The 23287-nt window shown below is 73.3% G+C and carries 22 protein-coding genes and 1 pseudogene; 15 read left to right on the top strand and 8 right to left on the bottom strand.

Features of this window, described 5'->3' with window-relative positions; genetic code table 11:
• Positions 1-16 precede the first annotated feature (16 nt).
• Positions 17-712: a response regulator gene (locus tag BLR33_RS33090; protein WP_093788526.1), complete on the top strand. Its 696-nt coding sequence runs from the start codon at positions 17-19 to the stop codon at positions 710-712.
• 258 nt (positions 713-970) lie between these two features.
• The gene (locus BLR33_RS33085; protein WP_093788524.1) at positions 971-1939 is read left to right on the top strand and encodes a quinone oxidoreductase family protein; all 969 of its coding nucleotides are present in this window, start codon (positions 971-973) and stop codon (positions 1937-1939) included.
• Between the two features lie 178 nt (positions 1940-2117).
• Here BLR33_RS33085 and BLR33_RS33080 read toward each other — a convergent pair whose 3' ends face one another.
• A complete protein-coding gene (locus BLR33_RS33080) occupies positions 2118-3278 on the bottom strand; it encodes a threonine aldolase family protein (RefSeq protein WP_093788522.1) in 1161 nt (386 codons plus the stop codon).
• A gap of 172 nt (positions 3279-3450) precedes the next feature.
• Here BLR33_RS33080 and BLR33_RS33075 point away from each other — a divergent pair, with 172 nt between their 5' ends.
• From BLR33_RS33075 to BLR33_RS33035, 10 genes and pseudogenes are all read left to right on the top strand, one after another.
• Positions 3451-4338 (top strand): Rossmann-like and DUF2520 domain-containing protein, encoded by an 888-nt coding sequence (locus tag BLR33_RS33075; protein ID WP_245771836.1) that lies wholly within the window; start codon positions 3451-3453, stop codon positions 4336-4338.
• A complete protein-coding gene (gene panC / locus BLR33_RS33070) occupies positions 4335-5180 on the top strand; it encodes a pantoate--beta-alanine ligase (RefSeq protein ID WP_093788518.1) in 846 nt (281 codons plus the stop codon). The genes BLR33_RS33075 and panC overlap by 4 nt, the downstream gene beginning before the upstream one ends.
• Positions 5177-6883 (top strand): annotated as a pseudogene (locus BLR33_RS33065) (L-aspartate oxidase); the annotation flags it as partial. The gene panC and the pseudogene BLR33_RS33065, both read left to right, overlap by 4 nt.
• Before the next feature lie 134 nt (positions 6884-7017).
• Positions 7018-8052: a carboxylating nicotinate-nucleotide diphosphorylase gene (gene nadC, locus BLR33_RS33060; RefSeq protein ID WP_093788514.1), complete on the top strand. Its 1035-nt coding sequence runs from the start codon at positions 7018-7020 to the stop codon at positions 8050-8052.
• A gap of 6 nt (positions 8053-8058) precedes the next feature.
• Entirely contained in the window at positions 8059-8865 is an 807-nt protein-coding gene (locus BLR33_RS33055) for a type III pantothenate kinase (RefSeq protein ID WP_093788512.1), read from the top strand.
• 849 nt (positions 8866-9714) lie between these two features.
• Positions 9715-10515 carry a hypothetical protein gene (locus tag BLR33_RS33050; RefSeq protein WP_093788508.1) on the top strand — a complete coding sequence of 267 codons (801 nt, stop codon included), beginning with the start codon at positions 9715-9717 and terminating at the stop codon, positions 10513-10515.
• 11 nt (positions 10516-10526) lie between these two features.
• Positions 10527-10721, top strand: coding sequence for a hypothetical protein (locus BLR33_RS34890; RefSeq protein ID WP_143031804.1), 195 nt, complete (start codon positions 10527-10529; stop codon positions 10719-10721).
• A gap of 168 nt (positions 10722-10889) precedes the next feature.
• Positions 10890-11285: a BlaI/MecI/CopY family transcriptional regulator gene (locus BLR33_RS33045; protein WP_093788506.1), complete on the top strand. Its 396-nt coding sequence runs from the start codon at positions 10890-10892 to the stop codon at positions 11283-11285.
• A gap of 10 nt (positions 11286-11295) precedes the next feature.
• The gene (locus BLR33_RS33040) at positions 11296-11814 is read left to right on the top strand and encodes an amino-acid N-acetyltransferase (RefSeq protein WP_176930739.1); all 519 of its coding nucleotides are present in this window, start codon (positions 11296-11298) and stop codon (positions 11812-11814) included.
• Positions 11815-11935: 121 nt separating this feature from the next.
• Positions 11936-12280: a histone-like nucleoid-structuring protein Lsr2 gene (locus tag BLR33_RS33035; RefSeq protein ID WP_093788502.1), complete on the top strand. Its 345-nt coding sequence runs from the start codon at positions 11936-11938 to the stop codon at positions 12278-12280.
• Here the strand turns inward: BLR33_RS33035 and BLR33_RS33030 are convergent.
• The gene (locus BLR33_RS33030; protein ID WP_093788500.1) at positions 12211-12795 is read right to left on the bottom strand and encodes an SCO3374 family protein; all 585 of its coding nucleotides are present in this window, start codon (positions 12793-12795) and stop codon (positions 12211-12213) included. The genes BLR33_RS33035 and BLR33_RS33030 overlap by 70 nt on opposite strands.
• Positions 12796-13306: 511 nt before the next feature.
• Between BLR33_RS33030 and BLR33_RS33020 the strand changes: the two genes are divergently transcribed.
• The gene (locus BLR33_RS33020) at positions 13307-15820 is read left to right on the top strand and encodes an ATP-dependent Clp protease ATP-binding subunit (RefSeq protein WP_093788498.1); all 2514 of its coding nucleotides are present in this window, start codon (positions 13307-13309) and stop codon (positions 15818-15820) included.
• 101 nt (positions 15821-15921) lie between these two features.
• On the opposite strand, the gene BLR33_RS33015 is transcribed toward BLR33_RS33020, so the two are convergent.
• Complete coding sequence (locus tag BLR33_RS33015) at positions 15922-16293, bottom strand: trypco2 family protein (RefSeq protein WP_245771835.1); 372 nt, start codon at positions 16291-16293, stop codon at positions 15922-15924.
• A 284-nt stretch (positions 16294-16577) separates the two neighbouring features.
• On the opposite strand from BLR33_RS33015, the gene BLR33_RS33010 reads away from it, so the two are divergent.
• Complete coding sequence (locus BLR33_RS33010) at positions 16578-17312, top strand: M23 family metallopeptidase (RefSeq protein ID WP_176930737.1); 735 nt, start codon at positions 16578-16580, stop codon at positions 17310-17312.
• 86 nt (positions 17313-17398) lie between these two features.
• Here the strand turns inward: BLR33_RS33010 and BLR33_RS33005 are convergent, their stop codons facing one another.
• The gene (locus BLR33_RS33005; RefSeq protein ID WP_093788496.1) at positions 17399-17983 is read right to left on the bottom strand and encodes a TetR/AcrR family transcriptional regulator; all 585 of its coding nucleotides are present in this window, start codon (positions 17981-17983) and stop codon (positions 17399-17401) included.
• A 204-nt stretch (positions 17984-18187) separates the two neighbouring features.
• Between BLR33_RS33005 and BLR33_RS33000 the strand changes: the two genes are divergently transcribed.
• On the top strand, positions 18188-19783 hold the full coding sequence (locus BLR33_RS33000) for an MDR family MFS transporter (protein WP_093788494.1): 1596 nt from the start codon (positions 18188-18190) through the stop codon (positions 19781-19783).
• Positions 19784-19807: 24 nt separating this feature from the next.
• On the opposite strand, the gene BLR33_RS32995 is transcribed toward BLR33_RS33000, so the two are convergent.
• From BLR33_RS32995 to BLR33_RS32980, 4 genes are read right to left on the bottom strand one after another with little or no spacing between them, the layout of a single operon-like run.
• Entirely contained in the window at positions 19808-21064 is a 1257-nt protein-coding gene (locus BLR33_RS32995; protein WP_245771834.1) for a sensor histidine kinase, read from the bottom strand.
• Between the two features lie 3 nt (positions 21065-21067).
• Positions 21068-21754 (bottom strand): two-component system response regulator CseB, encoded by a 687-nt coding sequence (cseB, locus tag BLR33_RS32990; protein ID WP_093788563.1) that lies wholly within the window; start codon positions 21752-21754, stop codon positions 21068-21070.
• 6 nt (positions 21755-21760) lie between these two features.
• Complete coding sequence (locus tag BLR33_RS32985) at positions 21761-22537, bottom strand: hypothetical protein (RefSeq protein ID WP_093788492.1); 777 nt, start codon at positions 22535-22537, stop codon at positions 21761-21763.
• The gene (locus BLR33_RS32980; RefSeq protein WP_093788490.1) at positions 22525-23055 is read right to left on the bottom strand and encodes a SigE family RNA polymerase sigma factor; all 531 of its coding nucleotides are present in this window, start codon (positions 23053-23055) and stop codon (positions 22525-22527) included. The genes BLR33_RS32985 and BLR33_RS32980 overlap by 13 nt, the downstream gene beginning before the upstream one ends.
• Positions 23056-23287 lie beyond the last annotated feature (232 nt).

Below are 23287 nucleotides of genomic sequence, written 5' to 3'. Positions count from 1 at the left end.
AGGGAACCCCGAACCGATGGCGATCCGCATCATGCTCGTCGACGACCAGGTGCTGCTGCGCACCGGCTTCCGGATGGTGCTGGCCGCGCAGCCCGACATGGAGGTCGTCGCCGAGGCGGGCGACGGGATCGAGGCGCTGGAGGTGCTGCGGCACACCCGGGTCGACGTGGTGCTCATGGACGTGCGCATGCCGCGGATGGACGGTGTGGAGGCCACCCGCCGGATCTGCGCGGGCGAGGGCGGCGGGCGGGACGGCGAGGGCACCCGCGTGCTCATCCTGACCACCTTCGACCTGGACGAGTACGCGTTCGCCGCGCTGAAGGCCGGCGCCAGCGGCTTCATGCTCAAGGACGTGCCGCCCGACGAGCTGCTGGCGGCGATCCGCGCCGTCCACAGCGGCGACGCGGTGGTCGCCCCCAGCACCACCCGGCGGCTGCTTGACCGCTTCACGCCGATGCTGCCGAGCGGCGACGACACCCCCGGCCACGCCGAGCTGACCCGGCTCACTGAACGCGAGCGCGAGGTGCTGCTGCTGGTCGCCCAGGGGCTGTCCAATGGTGAGATCGCTCACAAGCTGGTGCTCTCCGAGGCCACCGTCAAGACCCATGTCGGCCGCATCCTCACCAAGCTCGGGCTGCGCGACCGGGTGCAGGCGGTGGTGCTGGCCTACGAATCCGGGCTGGTGCGGGCGGGCGGCGGCCGCCCGGCGTAATCTCGTCTGTCCTGCCGCACGGCCGCACCCGTCCCACCGCGGGGCGCGCCGATCCGCCGCGGGGCGGCCACGGGCCGGCCGGGGCGGGTGCGACGGTCGTCAACTGCGCGATACGCAAGGGTTTTCGGGGAACAATGCAGTGCGACCACGTGCACGCGCAGATACGTGGTACGCACGTTTCACCACGCCCCACGGGGTGGATCCCGCACCACACGCACCAACGACCGCACCAGGCACGGAAGCAGGGGGACGCATCGCATGCGCGCCATCGTCATCGAGGAGTTCGGCGGACCTGAGGTCCTCACGCTGGCCGCGCTGCCCGAACCCGAGCCCGGACCGGGCGAGTTGACCGTCGATGTGGCCTGGATCGGCGTCAACTTCGTGGACACCCTGGCCCGTTCGGCCGGCTACCGGGTGCCGGGGCTGCCCTTCCGGCCCGGCGTCGAGGTGTCGGGGACGGTGCGCGCGACCGGCCCCGGCGTGACGGGGTTCGCCCCCGGCCAGGAGGTCGCCGCCTTCGTCACCGACGGCGGCTACAGCGAGGTGGCCCGGGTGCGCGCGAGCACCGCCTTCGTGCTGCCGCCCGGGGTGGACCTGCGCACCGGCGCCACCCTGCCGATCGTGCTGCCCACCGCCTGGGGGCTGCTGCACGAGGTGGGCCGGGTGCGCGAGGGCGATGTCGTGCTGATCCACAGCGCGGCCGGCGGAGTCGGCACGGTGGCGGGGCAGTTGGCCCGCTCCGGGGGCGCGGCCGCCGTCTACGGGGTGGTCTCCGACCTGGACAAGTCCGAGCACGCCCTGAAGTCCGGCTACGACCGGGTGTTCACCGCCGACACATTCGACACCGATGTCAAGGCGGCGACCGACGGCCGCGGCGTGGACCTCGCCCTCGACCCGGTCAGCGGCGAGACCTTCCACCGCACCCTCGCGGTGCTCGCCCGCTTCGGCCGCCTGGTCTCCTACGGCAATGCGGGGCTCGACGAGTGGCAGATCAGCCGCAACGACTGCACCCCGATGGGGATATCCGTCGGCGGCTTCTCCATCCTCGCCCTGGCCGCCGACGCCCCGGAGCGGCTGCGCGAGATCGCCGGCCGCGCCTTCCACGCCTTCGCCGAGGGCGTCGTGGAGCTGCCGGTGAGCGCGGAGTTCGCCCTGGAGGACGCCGCCGAGGCGCACCGCCTGATGGAGTCCCGCACGACCACGGGCAAGCTGCTGCTGCGGGTCTGAGGGCCCACGGGCGCCCGGCGCACCGGGGTTGGCCCCCCGCTCGCCCCCTCACAGCCGGCAGGCGGGGGCCGGCTCCGGTCCGTTCGCGTCGCCCCGGCCGGGCGGAGGCCGACCCGGCTCCTGCCACGTCGCCCCCGCCCGGCGGCAGTTGAGGCGCTGCGGGCGGCGGCCCGGGCGCTCAGAGCGCCAGCCGGCCGGCGAAGTCGGCCGCCGCGGCGCGGATGTCCGCCTCGGTCCACTCCAGTGCCGGGCCCGCCACGGTGATCTCCGTCATCGACAGCCCCGGCAGGCCCGGCTCCCAGAAGGAGGCCGCCCCGAAGAGGCTGGTGCCCGTCTGCTCGGCCTGCTCCAGGGCGGCGGCGTCCAGATCCTTCGCCGCAACGGCCAGCCACAGCTGGAACTGGTGGGTGTGCGGCTCCTGCGGATGCACCCGCGCCAGCGGCACCCCCGCCTCGGCCAGCCCCTCGCGCAACGCCCTGGCCACCGTCTTCGCGTGCGCCACATAGGAAGGCAGACGCGGCAGTTCGCGGTTCAGCCCGGCCAGCGCCGCGAGCACGGTGGGGAACTGGCGGTAGAGCATGCCGCCGTAGCGGTGCCGCCACGCCTTGGCCTCGACGACGAAGTCCGCCGGGCCGGCGAGCGCAGCGCCCGATATTCCGTTCAGCGACTTGTAGAAGCTCACGTAGACGCTGTCGGCGAGGTCGGCGATCTCGCTCAGGGCGCGGCCGAAGTGCGGGGTGCACTCCCACAGCCGGGCCCCGTCGAAGTGCACCACGGCGTCCCGCTCCCTCGCCGCGGCCACCACCTCCCGCAGCTCCTCCCAGGAGGGCAGCAGGAAACCGGCGTCGCGCAGCGGCAGTTCGAGCATCAAGGTCCCGAACGGCTCCGCCACGTCCCGTACGTCGCCGGCCGTGGGCTGCCGGGGCGCCTTCACCGGGTGCACCGTGCGCAGCCCGCCGAGCACGGACAGCGCGCCGCGCTCGTGCACCTCGGGGTGGGCCATCGGGTGCAGCGCCACCGTGTCGCTGCCGGTGCGGGCGGCCCAGATCCGCAAGGAGACCTGCTGGGCCATGGTGCCGGTGGGGAAGAAGGCCGCTCCGGCGGTGCCGAGCAGGCCGGCCACCCGCGTCTCCAACTCCTCGACCACCCCGTCCCCGTAGGTGTCCGGGCGCCCCTCCAGGTCCACCCCCGCGTCCGCCGCGTCCCGCGCGAGCTGCTCCACCAGGCCGCCAAGCGTCGGCCCCGGCGCGCCGGTCAGCACCCGCCCGCACGCCCGCACGGCGGCGGTCCGCCGCGCCTTGGCCGCCTTCACCTCGTCGTCGCTGTCATCCCTCGTCATGCCGCCGATCCTCGCACCCGGCGCCGCCGCGCCGGCCCCCGGGACGACCGCCCGGCCGCGCCCCTCCCGGGCGGGACATACGTGCGGCGGGTCACGCCGCCACGGCGGGGCCGTCCGCGGTGAGTTCGCGTACGATTGACGAGAAGGGTCCCGAGCGGGAGGCGTGGTGGGCGTGGACGAGAAGCCGGCGAGGCTGTCCGTGGGAGTCGTCGGCGCCGGCCGGGTGGGGCCCGCGCTGGCCGCCTCGCTCGCCCTGGCCGGGCACCGGCCGGTGGCCGTGTCGGGGGTGTCCGACGCCTCCCGGCGGCGGGCCGAGGCCCTGCTGCCCGGGGTGCCGCTGGTCGAGCCCGCCGCGGTGCTCGAGCGGGCCGACCTGGTGCTGCTCACCGTGCCCGACGACGCCCTGCCCGACCTGGTCGCGGGCCTCGCCGAGACCGGCGCCGTACGCCCCGGCCAGCTCCTGGTGCACACCTCCGGCCGCTTCGGCGCCGCCGTGCTCGACCCCGCCCTGCGCGCGGGCGCGCTCCCGCTGGCCCTGCACCCGGCGATGACCTTCACCGGCACGCCCGTGGACGTCCAGCGGCTGGCCGGCTGCTGCTTCGGCGTCACCGCGCCCGCCGAGTTGCGCACCGCCGCCGAGGCACTGGTGATCGAGATGGGCGGCGAGCCGGAGTGGATCGAGGAGGCGAACCGCCCGCTCTACCACGCGGCCCTGGCGATCGGCGCCAACCACCTGGTCACCCTGGTCGCGCAGGCCATGGACCTGCTGCGGCAGGCCGGCGTCGCCGAGCCCGGCCGGATGCTCGGCCCGCTGCTGGGCGCCGCCCTGGACAACGCGCTGCGCTCAGGCGACGCCGCCCTGACCGGCCCGGTCGCCCGCGGCGACGCCGGCACCGTCGCCGCCCACCTGGCCGAACTGCGGGCCCACGCGCCCGAGAACGCCGCCTCCTACATCGCCATGGCCCGTGCCACCGCCGACCGGGCGCTGGCGGCCGGACTGCTCAAGGCCGAATACGCGGAGGCGCTGCTGGGCGCCCTCGCCGACGAGGGGACCCGATGACCGAACTGGTGCACCACGCCCGCGACCTCGCCCCCGCCGCGGCCGTGGTCATGACCATGGGCGCGCTCCACGAGGGCCACGCCGCCCTGATCCGCGCCGCCCGCGCCCGGGCCGGCGACGGCCGGGTCACCGTGACGGTCTTCGTCAACCCGCTGCAGTTCGGCCCGAACGAGGACCTGGACCGCTACCCGCGCACCCTGGACGCCGACGTCAAGCTCGCCGAGCAGGCCGGAGCGGACGTCGTGTTCGCCCCCGACGCCGCCGAGGTCTACCCCGGCGGGCAGCCGCAGGTGCGGATCTCGGCCGGGCCGATGGGGGAGCGGTACGAGGGCGCCTCCCGCCCCGGCCACTTCGACGGCGTGCTCACCGTCGTCGCCAAGCTGCTGCACCTCACGCGGCCGGACAGCGCGTTCTTCGGCGAGAAGGACGCCCAGCAGCTCGCGATCGTCCGCCGCATGGCCACCGACCTGAACTTCCCCGTCGAGATCGTCGGCGTGCCGACCGTACGGGAGGGCGACGGCGTCGCCCGGTCCAGCCGCAACCGCTACCTCAGCGAGGCCGAACGGGTCAGCGCCCGCGAGCTGTCGCGCGCCCTGTTCGCCGGCCGCGAGGCGGCGCCCCGCGGCCCGCAGGCCGCCCTCCTGGCCGCCCACGCCGTCCTCGACCGCGCCGCGGCGATGGAGCCCCCCGTGGTGCTGGACTACGTGGCGCTCATCGACCCCGCCGACTTCACCGAGGCCGCCCCGGACCACACCGGTCCCGCGGTGCTCGCGGTCGCCGCGAAGGTGGGCACCACCCGGCTGATCGACAACATCCCCCTGGAGTTCGGAGCCCCCGCATGACCGCCACCGGCATACGCCTGCACGCCGCCGCGCCCGGCTGGGCGATCGACGCGGACGTCGTCGTCGTCGGCTCCGGCGTGGCCGGCCTCACCGCCGCCCTGCGCTGCGCGGCCGGCGGCGCCAAGGTCACCGTCGTCACCAAGGCACACCTGGACGACGGCTCCACCCGCTGGGCCCAGGGCGGCATCGCGGCCGCGCTCGGCGCCGGCGACACCCCCGAGCAGCACCTGGCCGACACCCTGGTGGCCGGCGCCGGGGTGTGCGACGAGGACGCGGTACGCCTGCTCGTCACCGAGGGCCCCGACGCGGTGCGCCGGCTGATCGCCACCGGCGCCCGGTTCGACACCGACACGGCCGGCGAGATCCTGCTCACCCGCGAGGGCGGCCACCACCGGCGCCGCATCGCGCACGCCGGCGGCGACGCCACCGGCGCCGAGATCTCCCGCGCGCTGATCCAGGCGGTCCGCGAGGCCGGCATCGCGTTCGTCGAGAACGCCCTCGTGCTCGACCTGCTCACCGACGCCGACGGCCGCACCGCGGGCGTCACCCTGCACGTCATGGGCGAGGGCGCCCGCGACGGCGTCGGCGCGGTACGGGCCCGCGCGGTGGTGCTCGCCACCGGCGGCATGGGCCAGGTCTTCTCCGCCACCACCAACCCCGCGGTCTCCACCGGCGACGGTGTCGCCCTCGCGCTGCGGGCCGGCGCCGAGGTCAGCGACCTGGAGTTCGTCCAGTTCCACCCCACCGTGCTGTGGCTCGGACCCGAGGCCGAGGGCCAGCAGCCCCTGGTGTCGGAGGCTGTGCGCGGCGAGGGCGCCCACCTGGTGGACGGCGACGGGGTGCGCTTCATGGTCGGGCAGCACGAGCTGGCCGAGCTGGCCCCGCGCGACATCGTCGCCAAGGGCATCATGCGCCGCATGCAGGAGACCGGCGCCGCCCACATGAACCTCGACGCCCGGCACTTCGGGGCGCGGATGTGGCAGGAGCGCTTCCCGACGATCCTGGCCGCCTGCCGCGCCCACGGCATCGACCCGGTCACCGAGCCCATCCCGGTCGCCCCCGCCGCCCACTACGCCTCCGGCGGTGTGCGCACCGACCTGCACGGCCGCACCACCGTCCCGGGCCTGTACGCCTGCGGCGAGGTCGCCTGCACCGGCGTCCACGGCGCCAACCGGCTCGCCTCCAACTCCCTGCTGGAGGGCCTGGTCTTCGCCGAGCGGATCGCCGCCGACATCCTGGCCGGACGCGAGACCGCGGGCGGTACGGCAGGCACGGCCGGGGCGCCCGGCGCCCCCGTCCCGCCGGCCGGCGCCGCCGGGCCGCTGCTCGCCTCCGAGGCCCGCTACGAGATCCAGCAGATCATGAGCGCCGGCGCCGGCGTGCTGCGCAGCGCCGACAGCCTGGCCGCGGCCGCCGGCGCCCTGGAGCGGCTGCGGACCGCCGCGGCCGAGGCCCGCGACCGCGACGGCAAGACCGCCGAGCCCTGCGTGGAGACCTGGGAGGCCACCAACCTCGCCCTGGTCGCCCAGGTGCTGGTGGCCGCGGCCCGCCGCCGCGAGGAGACCCGCGGCTGCCACTGGCGCGAGGACCGCCCCGAGCGCGACGACGCCGCCTGGCAGCGCCACCTCGTGGTCCGCCTGACCCCGCAGGGCACCCTGGACATCACCGGCACCCCCGGCCCGGGCTTCCCGGCCACCCGCCAGGGCCCCGCGGCGGCCGCGGTCACGGGCGCCCCCGGCATCGGGGATGATGGGGCCGCCGCACCCGCCGGGGCCGCAGCCCCCGACGCCGGCGGCGCCCCCGCCGCGCAGCCCGTTCCGCAGCCCAAGGAGTTCTCGTGACCACCCCCGCCGACCGCCCGGGCCCCGGGCCCGTCTCCCTGCCGCTGCCGACCCTCGGCCCGCCCGCCGTGTCCGCCGGGGGCTGCGGCGACGGCTGCGGCTGCGGCGACGCGCACGGCGCCTACGAGCTGGACCCCCTGGAGTGCGGCCTCGACCCCGCCCTCGCGGCCCTGATCGTCGAGGCCGGCCTGGACCCCGTACAGGTCGAGGACATCGCCCACATGGCCATCGAGGAGGACCTCGACCAGGGCGTGGACGTCACCACGGTGGCCACCGTGCCCGAGGACGCCTTCTCCACCGGCGACTTCACCGCGCGCGAGGCCGGCACGGTGGCCGGGCTGCGGGTCGCCGAGGCGGTGCTGTCGGTGGTGTGCACCGACGAGTTCGAGGTCGAGCGGCACGTCGAGGACGGCGACCGGGTGGCCGCCGGGCAGAAGCTGCTCACCGTGCGCACTCGCACCCGCGACCTGCTCACCGCCGAGCGCAGCGCGCTCAACCTGCTGTGCCGGCTGTCGGGCATCGCGACCGCCACCCGTGCCTGGGCCGACGCCCTGGAGGGCACCAACACCAAGGTCCGCGACACCCGCAAGACCACGCCGGGGCTGCGCGCCCTGGAGAAGTACGCCGTGCGCTGCGGCGGCGGCACCAACCACCGCATGTCCCTGTCGGACGCCGCCCTGGTCAAGGACAACCACGTGGTGGCCGCCGGCGGCGTCGCCGAGGCGTTCACCCTGGTCCGCCAGGAGTTCCCGGACGTGCCCATCGAGGTCGAGGTCGACACCCTGCACCAGGTCCGCGAGGTGCTGGAGGCGGGCGCCGACCTGATCCTGCTGGACAACTTCACCCCGGCCGAGACGGCCGAGGCGGTCGCCATCGTCGGCGGCCGCGCCTTCCTGGAGTCCTCCGGCCGGCTCACCCTCGCCAACGCCCGCGCCTACGCGGAGACCGGCGTCAACTTCCTGGCCGTCGGCGCGCTGACGCACTCCGCCCCGATCCTGGACATCGGCCTCGACCTGCGAGCGGAAGCGTAGAGGCGGATGCTGCTCACCATCGACGTCGGCAACACCCACACGGTGCTCGGGCTCTTCGACGGCGAGGAGATCGTGGAGCACTGGCGGATCTCCACCGACCCGCGGCGGACCGCCGACGAGCTGGCGGTGCTGCTGCAGGGCCTGATGGGCATGCACCCGCTGCTGGGCGACCTCGGCGACGGCATCGACGGCATCTCCATCTGCTCCACGGTGCCCTCGGTGCTGCACGAGATGCGCGAGGTGACCCGGCGCTACTACGGGGACGTGCCGTCGATCCTCGTCGAGCCCGGGGTGAAGACGGGCGTGCCGATCCTGGTGGACCACCCCAAGGAGGTCGGCTCCGACCGGATCATCAACTCGCTCGCCGCCGTCCACCTCTACGGCGGGCCGTGCATCGTGGTCGACTTCGGCACGGCCACGACGTTCGACGCGGTGACCGCGCGCGGGGAGTACGTCGGCGGCGCCATCGCACCCGGCATCGAGATCTCGGTGGACGCGCTCGGCATGCGCGGCGCCCAGCTGCGCAAGATCGAGCTGGCCCGGCCGCGCAGCGTCATCGGCAAGAACACGATCGAGGCGATGCAGTCGGGCATCCTCTACGGGTTCGCCGGCCAGGCCGACGGTATCGCCGAGCGGATGGCCCGCGAGCTCGCCGACGACCCCGACGACGTCACGGTGATCGCCACGGGGGGCCTCGCCCCGCTCGTCCTCGGCGAGGCGTCCCTGATCGACGCGCACGAGCCCTGGCTCACGCTGATCGGGCTCCGCCTCGTCTACGAACGCAACGTCCCGCCTGCGGCGAGCTCCGGGTAACGGCCCCCCGCCGCTGCCGCCTGCAGCCCGCCATGGGCTGGTCGCGCAGTTCCCCGCGCCCCTGAAAAACCTCGCCCTTCGCTCGAACGGCGAGGCTGTACAACCCAGGGGCGCTGGGGTACCCCCCAGCGCCCCCAAGAACGGCGTCCCGCCGTAGGGGCTTCGGCGCGTCCCCGTCCGCGCCTCGGTGCCTGGCTGGTCGCGCAGTTCCTCCCCCAGAGCTCCGCCTGGGAGGTACCCCCAGCGCCCCTGAAGAACCTCGCCCTTCGCGCGAACGGCGAGGCCCGTACAACCCAGGGGCGCGGGGAACTGCGCGGGAAGAGACCACTGTCCTTGCGGCGGGTGTACATCCTCCGTTGGGCAGATGGGGTGCCGTTCTTGGGGGCGCGGGGAACTGCGCGCTCAGCAGGCCACCGGCCTGTGGTCGGGAGCGGCGGGGGTGGGGCAGATGGGAACCCGAAAGGGGCGCGGGGAACTGCGCGACCAGCCAGAGCCGGCCTGGAGGCGGGGACGCGGGGAACCCCCGCGGTGGGGAGCCGCACTCGCACCGCGCCCGCGGAACCCGGCAACGTAAGGGGACCGGACCCTCGCGGCGGCAGCCGCAGGAAGAGGCCACGGCCTGTGGTCGGAAGTGGCGGGGGTGGGGCAGATGGGAACCCGAAAGGGGCGCGGGGAAGTGCGCGCCCGGCCAGGGCGGGCCGGCAGGCGGGGACGCGGGGAACCCCCGCGGCGGGGAGCCGCCCCGTACAAGCCGGCCGCACACGCCCGGTGGGCGGCGGATGCCGCGAATTTGTCCGGTTAGTGGTTAATGTCCCCCTCATGCCAACGCCACACGGAAGCCGAGGGGGAATGGCGTTCAGCGCCGACGAGGTGCGGGTGCTGCGGCACGCGCTCGCGGAGGTGCTGAACCCGGGCCGCGGGACCGGCGCGCCCGCCACCCTGGTCGCACCGCGCGCTGCCGGCGACGACCCCGGCGTACTGGAGCACCTCGCCCGGCTGCGCCTCGCGGACGCGCTGGAGGACGCCGTACGGGAGGCCGGGCGGATGCGCGCCTTCGAGCACGCGGAACTGGCCCGCTACCGGCGGGCGCTGCCGGGGGCCGCGAGCGGCTACCTGGAGCGGCTGACGGCCGCCGTCGCGGCCGGCCACGTCCCCGGTCCGGACGACCTCGCCGCCCTGCGCAGGCTGCGCGCCCTGCCCTGCGGCGGCCCCGAGTACCTGCGCCGCACCGCCCTGCTGCGCCGCTGCGAGACCCTCGCCGAGATCGACGTACGACAGCGTCTGGAGGCCCACATGCGTAGCGACCGCCGCCTGCTGGCCCTGCCCCTGGGACCCGCCGCCGCGGGCAAGCCCGGCGAGGAACCCGCCGGGACGCCGCGCCCCAAGCCGGGCGCCAAGCCCGCGGACAAGCCGTCCGACCGTCCCGCCGACCGGCCCGCGGACAAGCCCTCCGACCGTCCCGCCGACCGGCCCAAGCCCGGCCCCGCCAAGCCCGCGCCGCCGCGTCCCGGCGGCCCGGGGCAGCCCGAGCCCGCCGAGCCGGGGCGCCGGCCCGAGCAGCCCGAGCAGCCCGGCCGGCGCACCCCCACGCCCGCCGAGATCTGGCCGCCCCACCGGCGCCGCCGCCCCGACGAGGCCCGCTCGGCGTAGCCGGAAACGCGGTGGCTAGTCTGGACGGCATGGACTACGTCTCCGCTATCGTGCCGCCGCTGGTGATGGCGGTGCTCTTCACCTTGCTGATCGTGACCATCGTCAAGAACCAGGGCGGGGCCAACAAGGCCAAGGAGGACGCGGCCGTGGACGCCGCCTTCGCCGCGGCCGAGGCCGCCGCGAAGGCCAAGGCCGCCGACAACTGACCCCGCCGGCGGGCCTCCTCGTGCCGCCGCCGGCCACCGCAGGACCCCGGCACCCCGGGCGCGCATGCCGCGCTCGGGGTGCCGTCGTGAGCGCGGCCGGACCGCCCGGCGAACCGCGCGGACGCCGGGATTGCGCCGTATACGACGAAAGGCCCGTAGTATTCCGGTGTGCCCCGACCACTGGGAGATCTCGAAGACGCCGTCATGACCCGGGTGTGGGAGTGGAACCGGCCGGTCACCGTTCGTGAGGTACTCGAGGATCTGTCACAGGACCGTTCCATCGCGTACACAACTGTGATGACCGTAATGGACAACCTCCGCCAGAAGGGGTGGCTGCGACGCTCGGCGGAAGGCCGGGCATATCGCTATGAGGCGGTATCCACGCGGGCGGCATACTCGGCCGCACTGATGAACGAAGCGTGGGCGGCGAGCGACAACCCGGCCGAGGCGCTCGTCCACTTCTTCGGCATGATGTCCCCGGAACAGCGCGAAGCCGTCCGCGACGCATTGCGCATCATCCAGAGCGTGGACCCCTCCGGCCCGGAGGATGCCGAAGGGCGATAGCGTCCGCTCCATGCCCCTGATGTCGAATGACGTGACCGTCCGCCGGGCCCGAACGGGCGATGTCGCCGCTCTGCGCCTCCTGCTGGACTCCTATGCCCGCCGGGGCATCCTGCTGGACAAGGCCACGGTGACGCTTTATGAGGACATCCAGGAGTTCTGGGTGGCCGAACGGGACCAGGACGCCGAGGTGGTGGCCTGCGGCGCCCTGCACGTCATGTGGGAGGACCTGGCCGAGGTCAGGACGCTGGCGGTGCACCCGGACCTGCGCGGCGCCGGCGTCGGGCACCTGCTGCTCGCCAAGTTGCTGCAGACCGCACGCTGGCTGGGAGTCAGGCGTATTTTCTGCCTCACCTTCGAAGTGGACTTCTTCGCCCGGCACGGCTTCGTGGAGATCGGCGAGACCCCGGTGGACGGCGATGTCTTCGGCGAGCTGCTGCGTTCAAAGGACGAGGGCGTGGCCGAGTTCCTCGACCTGGAGCGAGTGAAACCCAACACCTTGGGTAACACTCGGATGCTGCTGCAACTCTGAGGGTTCCGGTATGTCCGGATCGCGCTACCTCGCGGGAGGCTCTTCGCGCAAGGGGTTTGTGTTTTCCGGTGAAAGGCGCTTTGCTTTTACCGTTAATCCGTTTTCGATGAAAGGGAAGCCGGTGGCACAGAAGGTTCAGGTCCTTCTTGTCGATGACCTCGACGGCGGCGAGGCGGACGAGACCGTGACGTTCGCACTCGACGGTGTGACGTACGAGATCGACCTCACGACGGAGAACGCCGACAAGCTGCGCGGGCTGCTCAACCCGTACACGGACAGTGGCCGCCGCACCGGCGGCCGGGCCGGACGGGGCCGCACCCCCAAGGCCGCCCGTGGCGGCGGCAGCACGGCGGGCCAGGACACGGCGAAGATCCGCGCCTGGGCCAAGGAGAAGGGCTACGAGGTGAACGACCGGGGCCGTGTCCCCGCGAGCATCCGCGAGGCGTACGAGAAGGCCCACGGCTGATCGGGACAGCGGGTCCGCAACGCGATCCGGTGGCAGGCGGTCGCCAGCGCGGCGACCAGGGCCGCCAGACCGACGGGCCCCGCTGCGCCGTCGGTCCCGGCGGCGACGTGCAGCGCGGGCACGGTCGACTCCACGTCGAAACCGGGCCGAGGAGGCCGCAGCCAGACCGGCGCCGACCGGTCGTACGCGGCCTCCCTGCGGCTCCACTCGGGGTGGGCGGGGGCGCGCAGGCTCCGGCCGGCGCCCAGGGCGAGCAGGTCCAGGGCGATCCCGCCCCACTCCAGCCATTCCAGCAGGCCCGGCAGCTCCTCGGCGGCGCCCGGCGCCACCAGCAGCCGGACCCGGTGCCCGTCCAGGGCCACCGGCCCCAGCTGCCCCGGCCGCGGGAAGCGGCCCAGCACGGCGAAGCCGGCCTCGGCCGGCACGTCCAGGGCGTCGAACCGCACCCCCGTGACCAGCGCCGGGGGCGCCCCGCCGGTCACCGGCCACCCCAGCTCGTGCTCGTACCAGCCCATACGGTGAGAACTGCGGCGGCGGCCGCCGGGTTACGCCGGGGGACGCGCCGACGGGGCCGCGCTGACCGGGCCGCCGGGCGCGGCGCGTCCTTCCGGCGGGCGGACCGTACCGGGGCGGCGGCTGTGTCGGATCTGCCGGCTGTGCCGATCCGGGCGCCGGAACCCCTCGTGGGCGGTTCCCCGTGTTCGCCCTTAGCGCACTCCCCGGGGTGCCCGCGGTGTGGATTACCGGCAACCGAGGGTAAGAAGTACCTAGTGAGAAGGGCTGGTGTTCGAGCAGGCGGGACGGGCGTTCGCCACGGGCGTACTGGATAACGGGGCATTCGCCTGGCCTGCGGGAACATCGTCTCGCACCATCGAGGTTGTGGGAGTGACGTCAGCCGGTAGCGCGGCTTTCCTTCGCGGACGCGGGGGTGATACGTGAGCGGCGCCGCTGTGCGGGACTAGCATGCGGAAGGACAGGGAGGGGACCGACCCCTCACTGCCCGACCGCTCTGAGGAGCGATTAACGATGTTCGAGAGGTTCACCGACCGCGCGCGGCGGGTTGTCGTCCTGGCTCAGGAAGAAGCCCGGATGCTCAACCACAACTACATCGGCACCGAGCACATCCTCCTGGGCCTGATCCACGAGGGTGAGGGTGTCGCCGCTAAGGCCCTGGAGAGCCTCGGGATTTCTCTTGAGGCGGTCCGCCAGCAGGTGGAGGAGATCATCGGCCAGGGCCAGCAGGCGCCCTCCGGCCACATCCCCTTCACGCCCCGGGCGAAGAAGGTGCTGGAGCTCTCGCTCCGCGAGGCCCTTCAGCTCGGCCACAACTACATCGGCACCGAGCACATCCTGCTCGGCCTGATCCGCGAGGGCGAGGGCGTTGCCGCCCAGGTCCTGGTGAAGCTGGGTGCCGACCTCAACCGGGTGCGGCAGCAGGTCATCCAGCTGCTGTCGGGCTACTCGGGCTCGAAGGAGTCGGCCACGGCCGGCGGGCCGGCCGAGGGCACGCCCTCGACCTCGCTCGTGCTGGACCAGTTCGGCCGCAACCTGACCCAGGCCGCTCGTGAGACCAAGCTCGACCCGGTGATCGGGCGCGAGAAGGAGATCGAGCGGGTCATGCAGGTGCTGTCCCGCCGCACCAAGAACAACCCGGTGCTGATCGGCGAGCCCGGCGTCGGCAAGACCGCCGTCGTGGAGGGCCTGGCCCAGGCGATCGTCAAGGGCGAGGTGCCGGAGACGCTGAAGGACAAGCAGCTCTACACCCTCGACCTCGGCGCCCTGGTGGCCGGCTCCCGGTACCGCGGCGACTTCGAGGAGCGCCTGAAGAAGGTGCTCAAGGAGATCCGCACCCGCGGCGACATCATCCTGTTCATCGACGAGCTGCACACCCTGGTCGGCGCCGGCGCCGCCGAGGGCGCGATCGACGCGGCCTCGATCCTGAAGCCGATGCTGGCCCGCGGCGAGCTGCAGACCATCGGTGCCACCACGCTCGACGAGTACCGCAAGTACCTGGAGAAGGACGCGGCCCTGGAGCGCCGCTTCCAGCCCATCCAGGTCGCGGAGCCGTCGCTGCCGCACACTATCGAGATCCTCAAGGGCCTGCGCGACCGGTACGAGGCGCACCACCGCGTCTCCATCACCGACGAGGCCCTGGTGCAGGCGGCCACGCTGGCCGACCGGTACATCTCCGACCGGTTCCTGCCGGACAAGGCGATCGACCTGATCGACGAGGCGGGCTCGCGGATGCGCATCCGCCGGATGACCGCGCCGCCGGACCTGCGCGAGTTCGACGAGAAGATCGCCGAGGTGCGCCGGGAGAAGGAGTCCGCGATCGACTCGCAGGACTTCGAGAAGGCCGCCTCCCTGCGGGACAACGAGAAGCAGCTCCTGGCCGCCAAGGCCAAGCGGGAGAAGGAGTGGAAGGCCGGCGACATGGACGTCGTCGCCGAGGTCGACGGCGAGCTGATCGCAGAGGTCCTCGCCACCGCCACCGGCATCCCGGTCTTCAAGCTCACCGAGGAGGAGTCCTCCCGGCTGCTGCACATGGAGGACGAGCTGCACAAGCGGATCATCGGCCAGGTGGACGCCGTCAAGGCGCTCTCCAAGGCGATCCGCCGCACCCGGGCCGGTCTGAAGGACCCGAAGCGTCCCGGTGGCTCGTTCATCTTCGCCGGCCCGTCCGGTGTCGGTAAGACCGAGCTGTCCAAGGCGCTCGCGGAGTTCCTCTTCGGCGACGAGGACGCGCTGATCTCCCTCGACATGTCGGAGTTCAGCGAGAAGCACACCGTCTCGCGGCTGTTCGGCTCCCCGCCCGGATACGTGGGCTACGAGGAGGGCGGCCAGCTCACCGAGAAGGTGCGCCGCAAGCCGTTCTCGGTCGTGCTGTTCGACGAGGTCGAGAAGGCCCACCCGGACATCTTCAACTCGCTGCTGCAGATCCTGGAGGACGGCCGGCTGACCGACTCCCAGGGCCGGGTCGTGGACTTCAAGAACACGGTGATCATCATGACCACCAACCTCGGCACCCGGGACATCTCCAAGGGCTTCAACCTGGGCTTCGCCGCCCAGGGCGACACCAAGTCCGGGTACGAGCGGATGAAGAACAAGGTCAGCGACGAGCTGAAGCAGCACTTCCGCCCCGAGTTCCTCAACCGTGTGGACGACGTGATCGTCTTCCCGCAGCTCAGCCAGGAGAACATCCTGCAGATCGTCGACCTGATGATCAGCGCGGTGGACGAGCGGCTGCGCGACCGGGACATGGGCATCGAGCTCAGCCTGGAGGCCAAGGAGCTGCTCTCCAAGCGCGGCTACGACCCGGTGCTGGGCGCCCGCCCGCTGCGCCGGACGATCCAGCGCGAGATCGAGGACTCGCTCTCCGAGAAGATCCTCTTCGGCGAGCTGCGCCCGGGCCACATCGTCGTCGTGGACGTCGAGGGCGAGGGCGAGACGGCGAAGTTCACCTTCCGCGGCGAGGAGAAGGTCACCGTGGCCGACGCCCCGCCCGTCGAGGCCGCGGGCCCCAACCTCTCCAAGGAGTAGCCCGCACCCCTCCGCACCAGGGCCCCGGCCCCGGCACCCGCAAGGGTCGCCGGGGCCGGGGCCTTTCCGCGCTCAGACGCGGGGAGGGACGGGCACGGTGGTCACGCCGGTTCGTCGGGGGCGGTGATGTGGGGTGGGCGGCCGGTGGCGGCGTCCAGGGGGCGCAGGGTGAAGGAGACGGTGTGGGTGCGGGCCAGGCTGCGGCTCGCCTCGCCGCCGGCCTCGACCACCCAGGCCTTGACGCCGCCGCGGCCGGTGCGGACCCGTTCCAGCTGGACGGTGAACTCCATGTGGATCTCGCCGACCTCGAAGCGCAGCCCCGCATCCGCGCCCGCTGCCGCGCCCGCCATCAGGCCGGAGCGGACCGCCTCCACCGCGTCCGCCAGTTCCATGCCGGTGAACGGCGGCGGTGGTACGGAGGGTGCGACGATCGCGCCCTCCTGGCCATTGGCCGTTCCGTCGTCCGTACGCATTGCCCGCCCCCTCCGAAAAGCCCCGGTCGCATGGGTTTCCACGGTAGTCGCGGTGAGGTCGGTCATGTGAGGCAGGCCACGTACGAGGGGAAATAGTGGGGGCACGGCCGGGGGAGCGGAGAGCTGATGGGGGTTGCCCGAATTCTGCGCAAAAGGGATGTATGGACTACGACCTGCGGTAGTAAAAGCGGTTCTTGTCGTTGTCCGTAATGCCGGGTTATCACTGATTCGCGACGGGCCGCTGCCGGCTCCGTCGTTCCCCCATCCAGTGAGGTTGTTTCTCCATGCGCAAGAACTCGACGATGAAGAACCGCACCCGCACCCTGTCCCGCGGCCGGATCGCCGTGGTGGGCGGCGGCGTGGTCGCGGCCATCGCGCTGGGCTCGACGGCGGCGTTCGCCGCCGGCGGCGCACACGCCTCGGACGGGGCCGGTACCTCGGCCGCCCACGCCGTCGTGGCCGTCCAGAAGCAGGCCGCCGGCCAGAAGGCGGCCGCAGCCGAGCAGGCCGCCGCCAAGACGGCTGCCGCCAAGAAGGCCGCGGCCAAGACGGCCGCAGCGAAGAAGGCGGCAGCCAAGAAGGCCGCCGCCAAGAAGGCACCCAAGATCACCAACGCCTCGTGGGTGACCCCCACCACCGGCTACACGCTGGGCGCGGGCTTCGCGCAGGCCGGCCCGCACTGGATCCACAAGCACTCCGGCCAGGACTTCGTGGTCAACACCGGCACCACCGTGCGCGCCGCGCACGAGGGCACCGTGGTGACCGCCGGCTGGGGCGGCGCCTACGGCAACAACATCGTGATCAAGCACGGCGCGCACCTGTACACGCAGTACGGTCACCTGTCGAAGATCGGCGTCTACGTCGGCGAGCACGTGAACACCGCCGAGAAGATCGGCCTGTCCGGCTCCACCGGCAACTCCACCGGGCCGCACCTGCACTTCGAGGTCCGCACTACGCCGTACTACGGCTCCGCCGTCGAGCCGCTGCACTTCCTGCGCGCCCACGGCGTGACCCCGTAAGGCACGTCGGAAGGCGGCCGGAGCGGCAGGCCGGCAAAACGCCACCGCCGCAGTGAAAAAGCACCACGCTCCACCCGGGCGGCGGCTCAGCCCGGCAGCAGGTCCCGGTGGGCCTGCGTGACCAGGTCCAGGGCGACCTGGAGGACAGCAGCGCGCTTCTCCTCGGGGTCGCCCTCGATGTTCCTCGTGGCGAATGTCCCCGCGTGCAGTGCGAAGAGCGCCGTGGTGGTGCGCACCTGCGCGGCGACGGTGGCGTCCGGCTCGCGCAGCAGCTCGTTCACCGCCGTCATCCGGGCCTTGAACGCCTCGCCGATGGCCAGGTCGCGCACGGTGGCCTGGTTCTCCTGGACGAAGCGGAAGAGGTCGGCCGCGCCCCACAGCGCCTCGTGGTAGCGACGCAGCACCTCGTGCTTGGTGTCCAGGGTGCGCGGCTGCTGCTCGGCCCAGGCGATCAGCTCGTCCACGGGCGCCGTCAGGTCGTCCGAGATGCTGATGAGGATGTCTTCCTTGGTCTTGAAGTGGTAGTACAGCGCGGCCTTGGTGACATCCAGGTGCTCGGCGATCTCCCGCAGCGAGGTCTTCTCGTAGCCTTGCTCGACGAACAGCCGCAGCGCCACGTCCTGGATGCGGTGCCGCGTGTCGCCGCGGCGCGGGTGGTGCGGTGTGGCCATGGCGCTCTCCTGCTGCACTACGCGTGACCCCCTTCGGGCACGGCGTGACAAGGCCATTCACGGTACGGCCTTCCCCCGAGGGTACGCACTTACTTGACGCCCGGCTAGGGCCCGCCTACCGTGCTTCCGTCGGGACAACTAGCCGGGCGGCAAGTCAGCGGCACCAGCGGCCGCCGCCCGCAGCAGGGGGAAGGACCACCGGTCATGGCGACCATCGACACCACACGAAAGGGCGACGGCCCCGCGGCCGAAGGCCCGCCCACCGGTTCGGGGCCGCGGCCCCGCAGCGTCCGCGTCGTCATGGTCGGTCTGATGATCGCCATGCTGCTGGCGATGCTCGACAACATGATCGTCGGCACCGCGATGCCCACCATCGTCGGCGAACTCGGCGGTCTGAACCACCTGTCCTGGGTCGTCACCGCCTACACCCTCGCCACCGCCGCCTCCACCCCGATCTGGGGCAAGCTCGGCGACATGTACGGCCGCAAGGGCATCTTCCTCACCTCGATCGTGCTCTTCCTGGTCGGCTCGGCGCTGTCCGGCATGTCCCAGTCGATGGACCAGCTGATCACCTTCCGCGCCGTGCAGGGCCTGGGCGCCGGCGGCCTCATGGTCGGCGTCATGGCGATCATCGGCGAGCTGATCCCGCCCCGCGAGCGCGGCAAGTACCAGGGCCTGATCGCCGGCGTGATGGCCATCGCGATGATCGGCGGCCCGCTGGTCGGCGGCTCGATCACCGACAACTGGGGCTGGCGCTGGAGCTTCTACATCAACCTGCCGGTCGGCGCCGTCGCCCTGACGATGGTGACGATCGTGCTCCACCTGCCCAAGAAGCGCACCCAGGCCCGCATCGACTACCTCGGCGCCGCCCTGCTCACCGTCTCCATCACCTCGCTGGTCCTGCTGACCACCTGGGGCGGCACGCAGTACGCCTGGGGCTCCTGGCAGATCCTCACCCTGCTGGTGGTCGGGCTCGCCACCCTCGCGTTCTTCCTCCTGGCCGAGACCCGCGCCGCCGACCCGGTGCTGCCGCTGCGGATCTTCCGCAACGCGAACTTCTCGCTGATCTCCGTCATCGGCTTCCTCGTCGGCTTCACGATGTTCGGCGCGATGACCTTCCTGCCGCTCTACCAGCAGACCGTCCAGGGCGCCTCGGCCACCAACTCCGGGCTGCTCCTGCTGCCGATGCTGCTGGCGATGATGGCGGTGTCCATGGTGGCCGGCCGCGTGACGTCCGCCACCGGCCGCTACAAGGTCTTCCCGATCATCGGCGGCGCGCTGATCACCGTCGGCCTCTACCTGCTGTCCACGATGGACGTGCACACCTCGCGCACGGTCTCCGGCATCCACATGGCCGTCCTCGGCGCGGGCATGGGCTTCCTGATGCAGATCACGATGCTGGTGGCGCAGAACAGCGTGGAGTTGCGCGACATCGGCGTCGGCTCGTCCTCGGCGACGCTCTTCCGCACCATCGGCGGCACATTCGGCGTCTCGCTCTTCGGCGCGCTCTTCTCGCACCGCGTGCAGTCGGACATGACGCACACGCTGGGCTCCCACGGCACCTCCGCCGTGGCGGGCGGGGCGCAGCTGGACCCGAAGACGATCGCGAAGCTGCCGGTGGCGGTGAAGGACGCGTACTTCCACGCCGTCGCCTCGGGCACGCACATCGTGTTCCTCTGGGGCGCGGTGATCAGCGTCGCGGGCTTCCTCGCCGCCTGGTTCCTGGTCGAGACGCCGCTGCGGGGCGCCGCCCCGCGTCCGGAGGAAGCCGCACCCGCGCCCGTGGTCGCCGAGCTGTAGCGGGAAGGGCTGCTCCGCCGGCCCCTACGGCGGGGAGCCGGGGAGGTGGAGCAGGGCCTGGGCGCCGCCCTCGTCCGCGTTGAGCAGCAGAAGCTTCGCACCCAGGACGCGGGCCTGGCCCGAGGCGATCGTCAGGCCGAGGCCGTGGCCGCCGCCGGAGCGGTCCGTGCGGCCGGTGCGGAAGCGGCTGGGGCCCTCGCGCAGGAGGTCGGCGGGGAAGCCCGGGCCGTGGTCGCGGACCGTCAGCTGCGGACCGTCGACCTCGACCTCGACCGGCGGCCCGCCGTGGCGGACCGCGTTGGCCAGGAGGTTGCCCAGGATGCGCTCCAGGCGCCGCGGATCGGTCTGCACCACCGCGTCGGAGACGATCCGCACCTCCGCTCCCGGCGCGAGCCCCGGCACCCGGCGCCGCACGAAGTCCCCGAGCGCGACCTCCTGCAGTTCGGGGTGCTCGGCGGCGCCGTCGAGCCGGGCCACCTCCAGCACGTCCTCCACGAGGGTGCGCAGGGCGTGCACCCGGTCCCGGACCAGCTCCGAGGGCCGCCCCGGCGGCAGCAGTTCGGCGGCGGTGACCAGGCCCGTCACGGGGGTGCGCAGCTCGTGCGCGATGTCCGCGGTGACCCGGCGCTCGGCCTCCAGCCGCAGCTGGAGGGCGTCGGCCATGGCGTCCACCGCCCGGGCCAGCTCGTCCGTCTCGTCGCGCACCCGGCCGCCGACGGCCTCGCGCACCCGCACCCCGGTGTCGCCGTCGGCGACCTTGCGGGCCGCGCCCGCCGCCTTGCGCAGCCGCCGCGACATCCGGCCGCCGATCAGCACGCCGGCCGCGGTGCCGCCCACCACCACCGCGATCGACCCGGCGATCAGCGTCCGGTCGAGGTCGACCAGCACCGAGTAGCGGTCGCTGAAGGCGCTCTTCAGCGACAGCACCCGGCCATCGCCCGCGGGCGTCTCCGCCCAGACGACGGGGTCGCCGGTGCGGTCGTCGTCCACGAAGGTCGCCCGCTGGCCCTTGGCCGCGTACTCCTTCAGCTCGTGCGGCAGCGACGGGTCGTCCAGCCGGGCGTAGAAGGCGAGATGGCCGGTGGCCTCGTAGATCCGCAGCGCGGACTGCACCCGCTCGTCCTGGACGTCCCGGGTGGAGTTGATCATGCTCACCCGGGCCGCGTTGTGCACCACCAGGCTCAGCGCGAGGACCACCAGCGCCGAGACCGCGGCGATGGCCGCGCTGATCTTCCAGCGCAGCCCGCCCCGCAGGAACGCCCGGCGCGGCAGCGACACCACCGGTCAGGCCCGCAGCTTGTAGCCGAAGCCGCGCACGGTCTCCACCCGGTCCTGGCCGATCTTCGCCCGCAGCCGCTGCACGTGGACGTCCACCACGCGGGTGTCGCCGCCCCACGCGTAGTCCCACACCCGGGCCAGCAGCCGGTCGCGGGTGAGCACGGTGCCGGGTGCGGCGGCGAACTCCAGCAGCAGCCGCATCTCGGTGGGGGTGAGCGCCACCCGGGCGCCGGCCCGGGTGACCTCCATGCCCTCGGGGTCGATCACGATGTCGCCGAAGGCCAGCACGGCGTCCTGCTCGTCCTCCTCCGGCGCGGTGGCGCGGAAGCGGCGCAGCACCGCGCGGATGCGGGCGACGAGCACGGCACCGTCGAAGGGCTTGGTGACGTAGTCGTCGGCGCCGGCCTCCAGGCCGAGGACGACGTCGATCGCCTCCGCCCGCGCCGAGACCATGATCACCGGCACGGTGGACTCGTCCCGGATCCGCCGGCACAGGCTCACCCCGTCCAGGCCCGGCACCATCACGTCCAGCAGCGCCAGGTCCGGCTGGTGGGCGCGGAAGGCCTCCAGGCCGGCCAGTCCGTCGGGTGCGGCGGTCACGCGGAAGCCGTCGCGCTCCAGGGCGAGCGTGGTCGCCTCGCGGATCACGTCGTCGTCCTCGACGAACAGCACATGGGTCGTACGGGTCGCCACCACCGGTCACCGCCCCTGCGTGGCGGTCGGGGACCGGCGGGTCGCGGTCGAAGGCGCGGGCGTACGGGTGGGCGCGGGCCCGCTCGCGGTGGCCGTCGGCGAGGGGGTGGCGGTGCCGGGCAGCTCCGGGTCGAGCGCCACGGACTTCGGCAGCGGGGCCGGCGCGGTGGACGTCGGCTCGGGCGAGGGCTGCGGGTCCTTGGCGGCGAAGTCGGAGTACGAGCGGGCCACCTGCACGAAGTGGCCATCCCGCCACACATACGTGGCCGCGTCCTCGCCCGCGGTGTAGGCCACGGCGTCGTCGGTGCGGTAGACCTCGTGGACGATCTCCAGCCGCCCGCCGGTGACGCTGCCGTAGACCGGGGGCCGCTCGTCGGCGAAGACGCAGCGGTACTTGCCGCCGATCATCCGGTACACGTAGGCGCCTATGCCCAGGCCGTCGCCGCAGGTCGTGATGTTGACCACGAGGTCGGGGCCGTCGCCCGCGGTGAGGTCGCCGAAGTCGGCGTCCAGCGGGTAGTCCGTGTCGGAGCGGTGCTCGCCGCAGGGCGCCAGGTCCTCGCGGATGTCGGCGCTGACGCTGGTGTCGCGGCGGACCATCCCGGCCAGCGCCACCGGATCGGAGGCGATGGCGGGGACGGCCGCGCCGGGCGGCCGGGACTTCGCCGTGGTACTGGGCGCCGGTCCCTCGCGCCGGGCACCGGTCACGTCGGTGCCGCAGCCGGCCACGGCCACGCAGGCCAAGGCGCCGACAGCGGCGACGACGGGTCCTAGGCGGCGCACCGGCCCTCCTTCCGCGCATATCCGTACCGGCCGTGCTCCAGCTCCTGCCGCAGCCGGGCCAGTGCCCGGTGCAGGGTGCTCTTCACCGTACCTGTCGTCATCCCCAGGGCGCGGGCGGTCTCCTCGGTGCTCAGCTGGTCGTAGTGGCGCATCACGACGACCTGGCGCTGCTTGGGCGCGAGCACCCGCATGGCGTCGCGCAGCATCTCGCGGTCCGCGCGCTGCTCGGCGCCGTCGTCCACGCAGGCGTCCGGCAGGTCCCCGGTGGGCACCTCCTCGAAGCGGCGGCTGCGCCACCACTCCGTCCTGGTGTTGATCATCACCCGGCGCATGTACGCGTCGGCGAGCTTCTTGTCGGCGATCCCCTCCCAGCGCGGCAGGGTGCGCACCAGCGCGGTCTGCACCAGGTCCTGGGCGTCCACCGGGTCGGGCACCAGGCGCCGGGCGCTGCGCAGCAGGGCGTCCTGCCTGCTGCGCACGTAGTCCTCGAACTCCAGCACGCCGCCGTCCACCGACATCTGCGCCTCCACCGCCTCGCCGTTGTCCCTCGGCGGGCTCCCGCCCACCGGCCGACACCGACGCTACGAAGGGGATGTTGGGCTTTCGCGACCGTCACCGCACGGCCCGCGCACGGCAACCCATCGGTTCTGTAACAAGCGGAGGCGGGACGTTTCGGTTCGGGGGCGGCGGAGCGGTTCGGCGGCCCGGCCGGTGCGGGGCAGGGCCCGGGGGAGGGGTGCGCGGCCGGCC

Source organism: Actinacidiphila guanduensis (assembly GCF_900103985.1).
Classification (GTDB): domain Bacteria; phylum Actinomycetota; class Actinomycetes; order Streptomycetales; family Streptomycetaceae; genus Actinacidiphila; species Actinacidiphila guanduensis.
The sequence above is the reverse complement of the archived record's forward strand: the minus strand, read 5'-3'. Positions and strand labels throughout refer to the sequence as shown.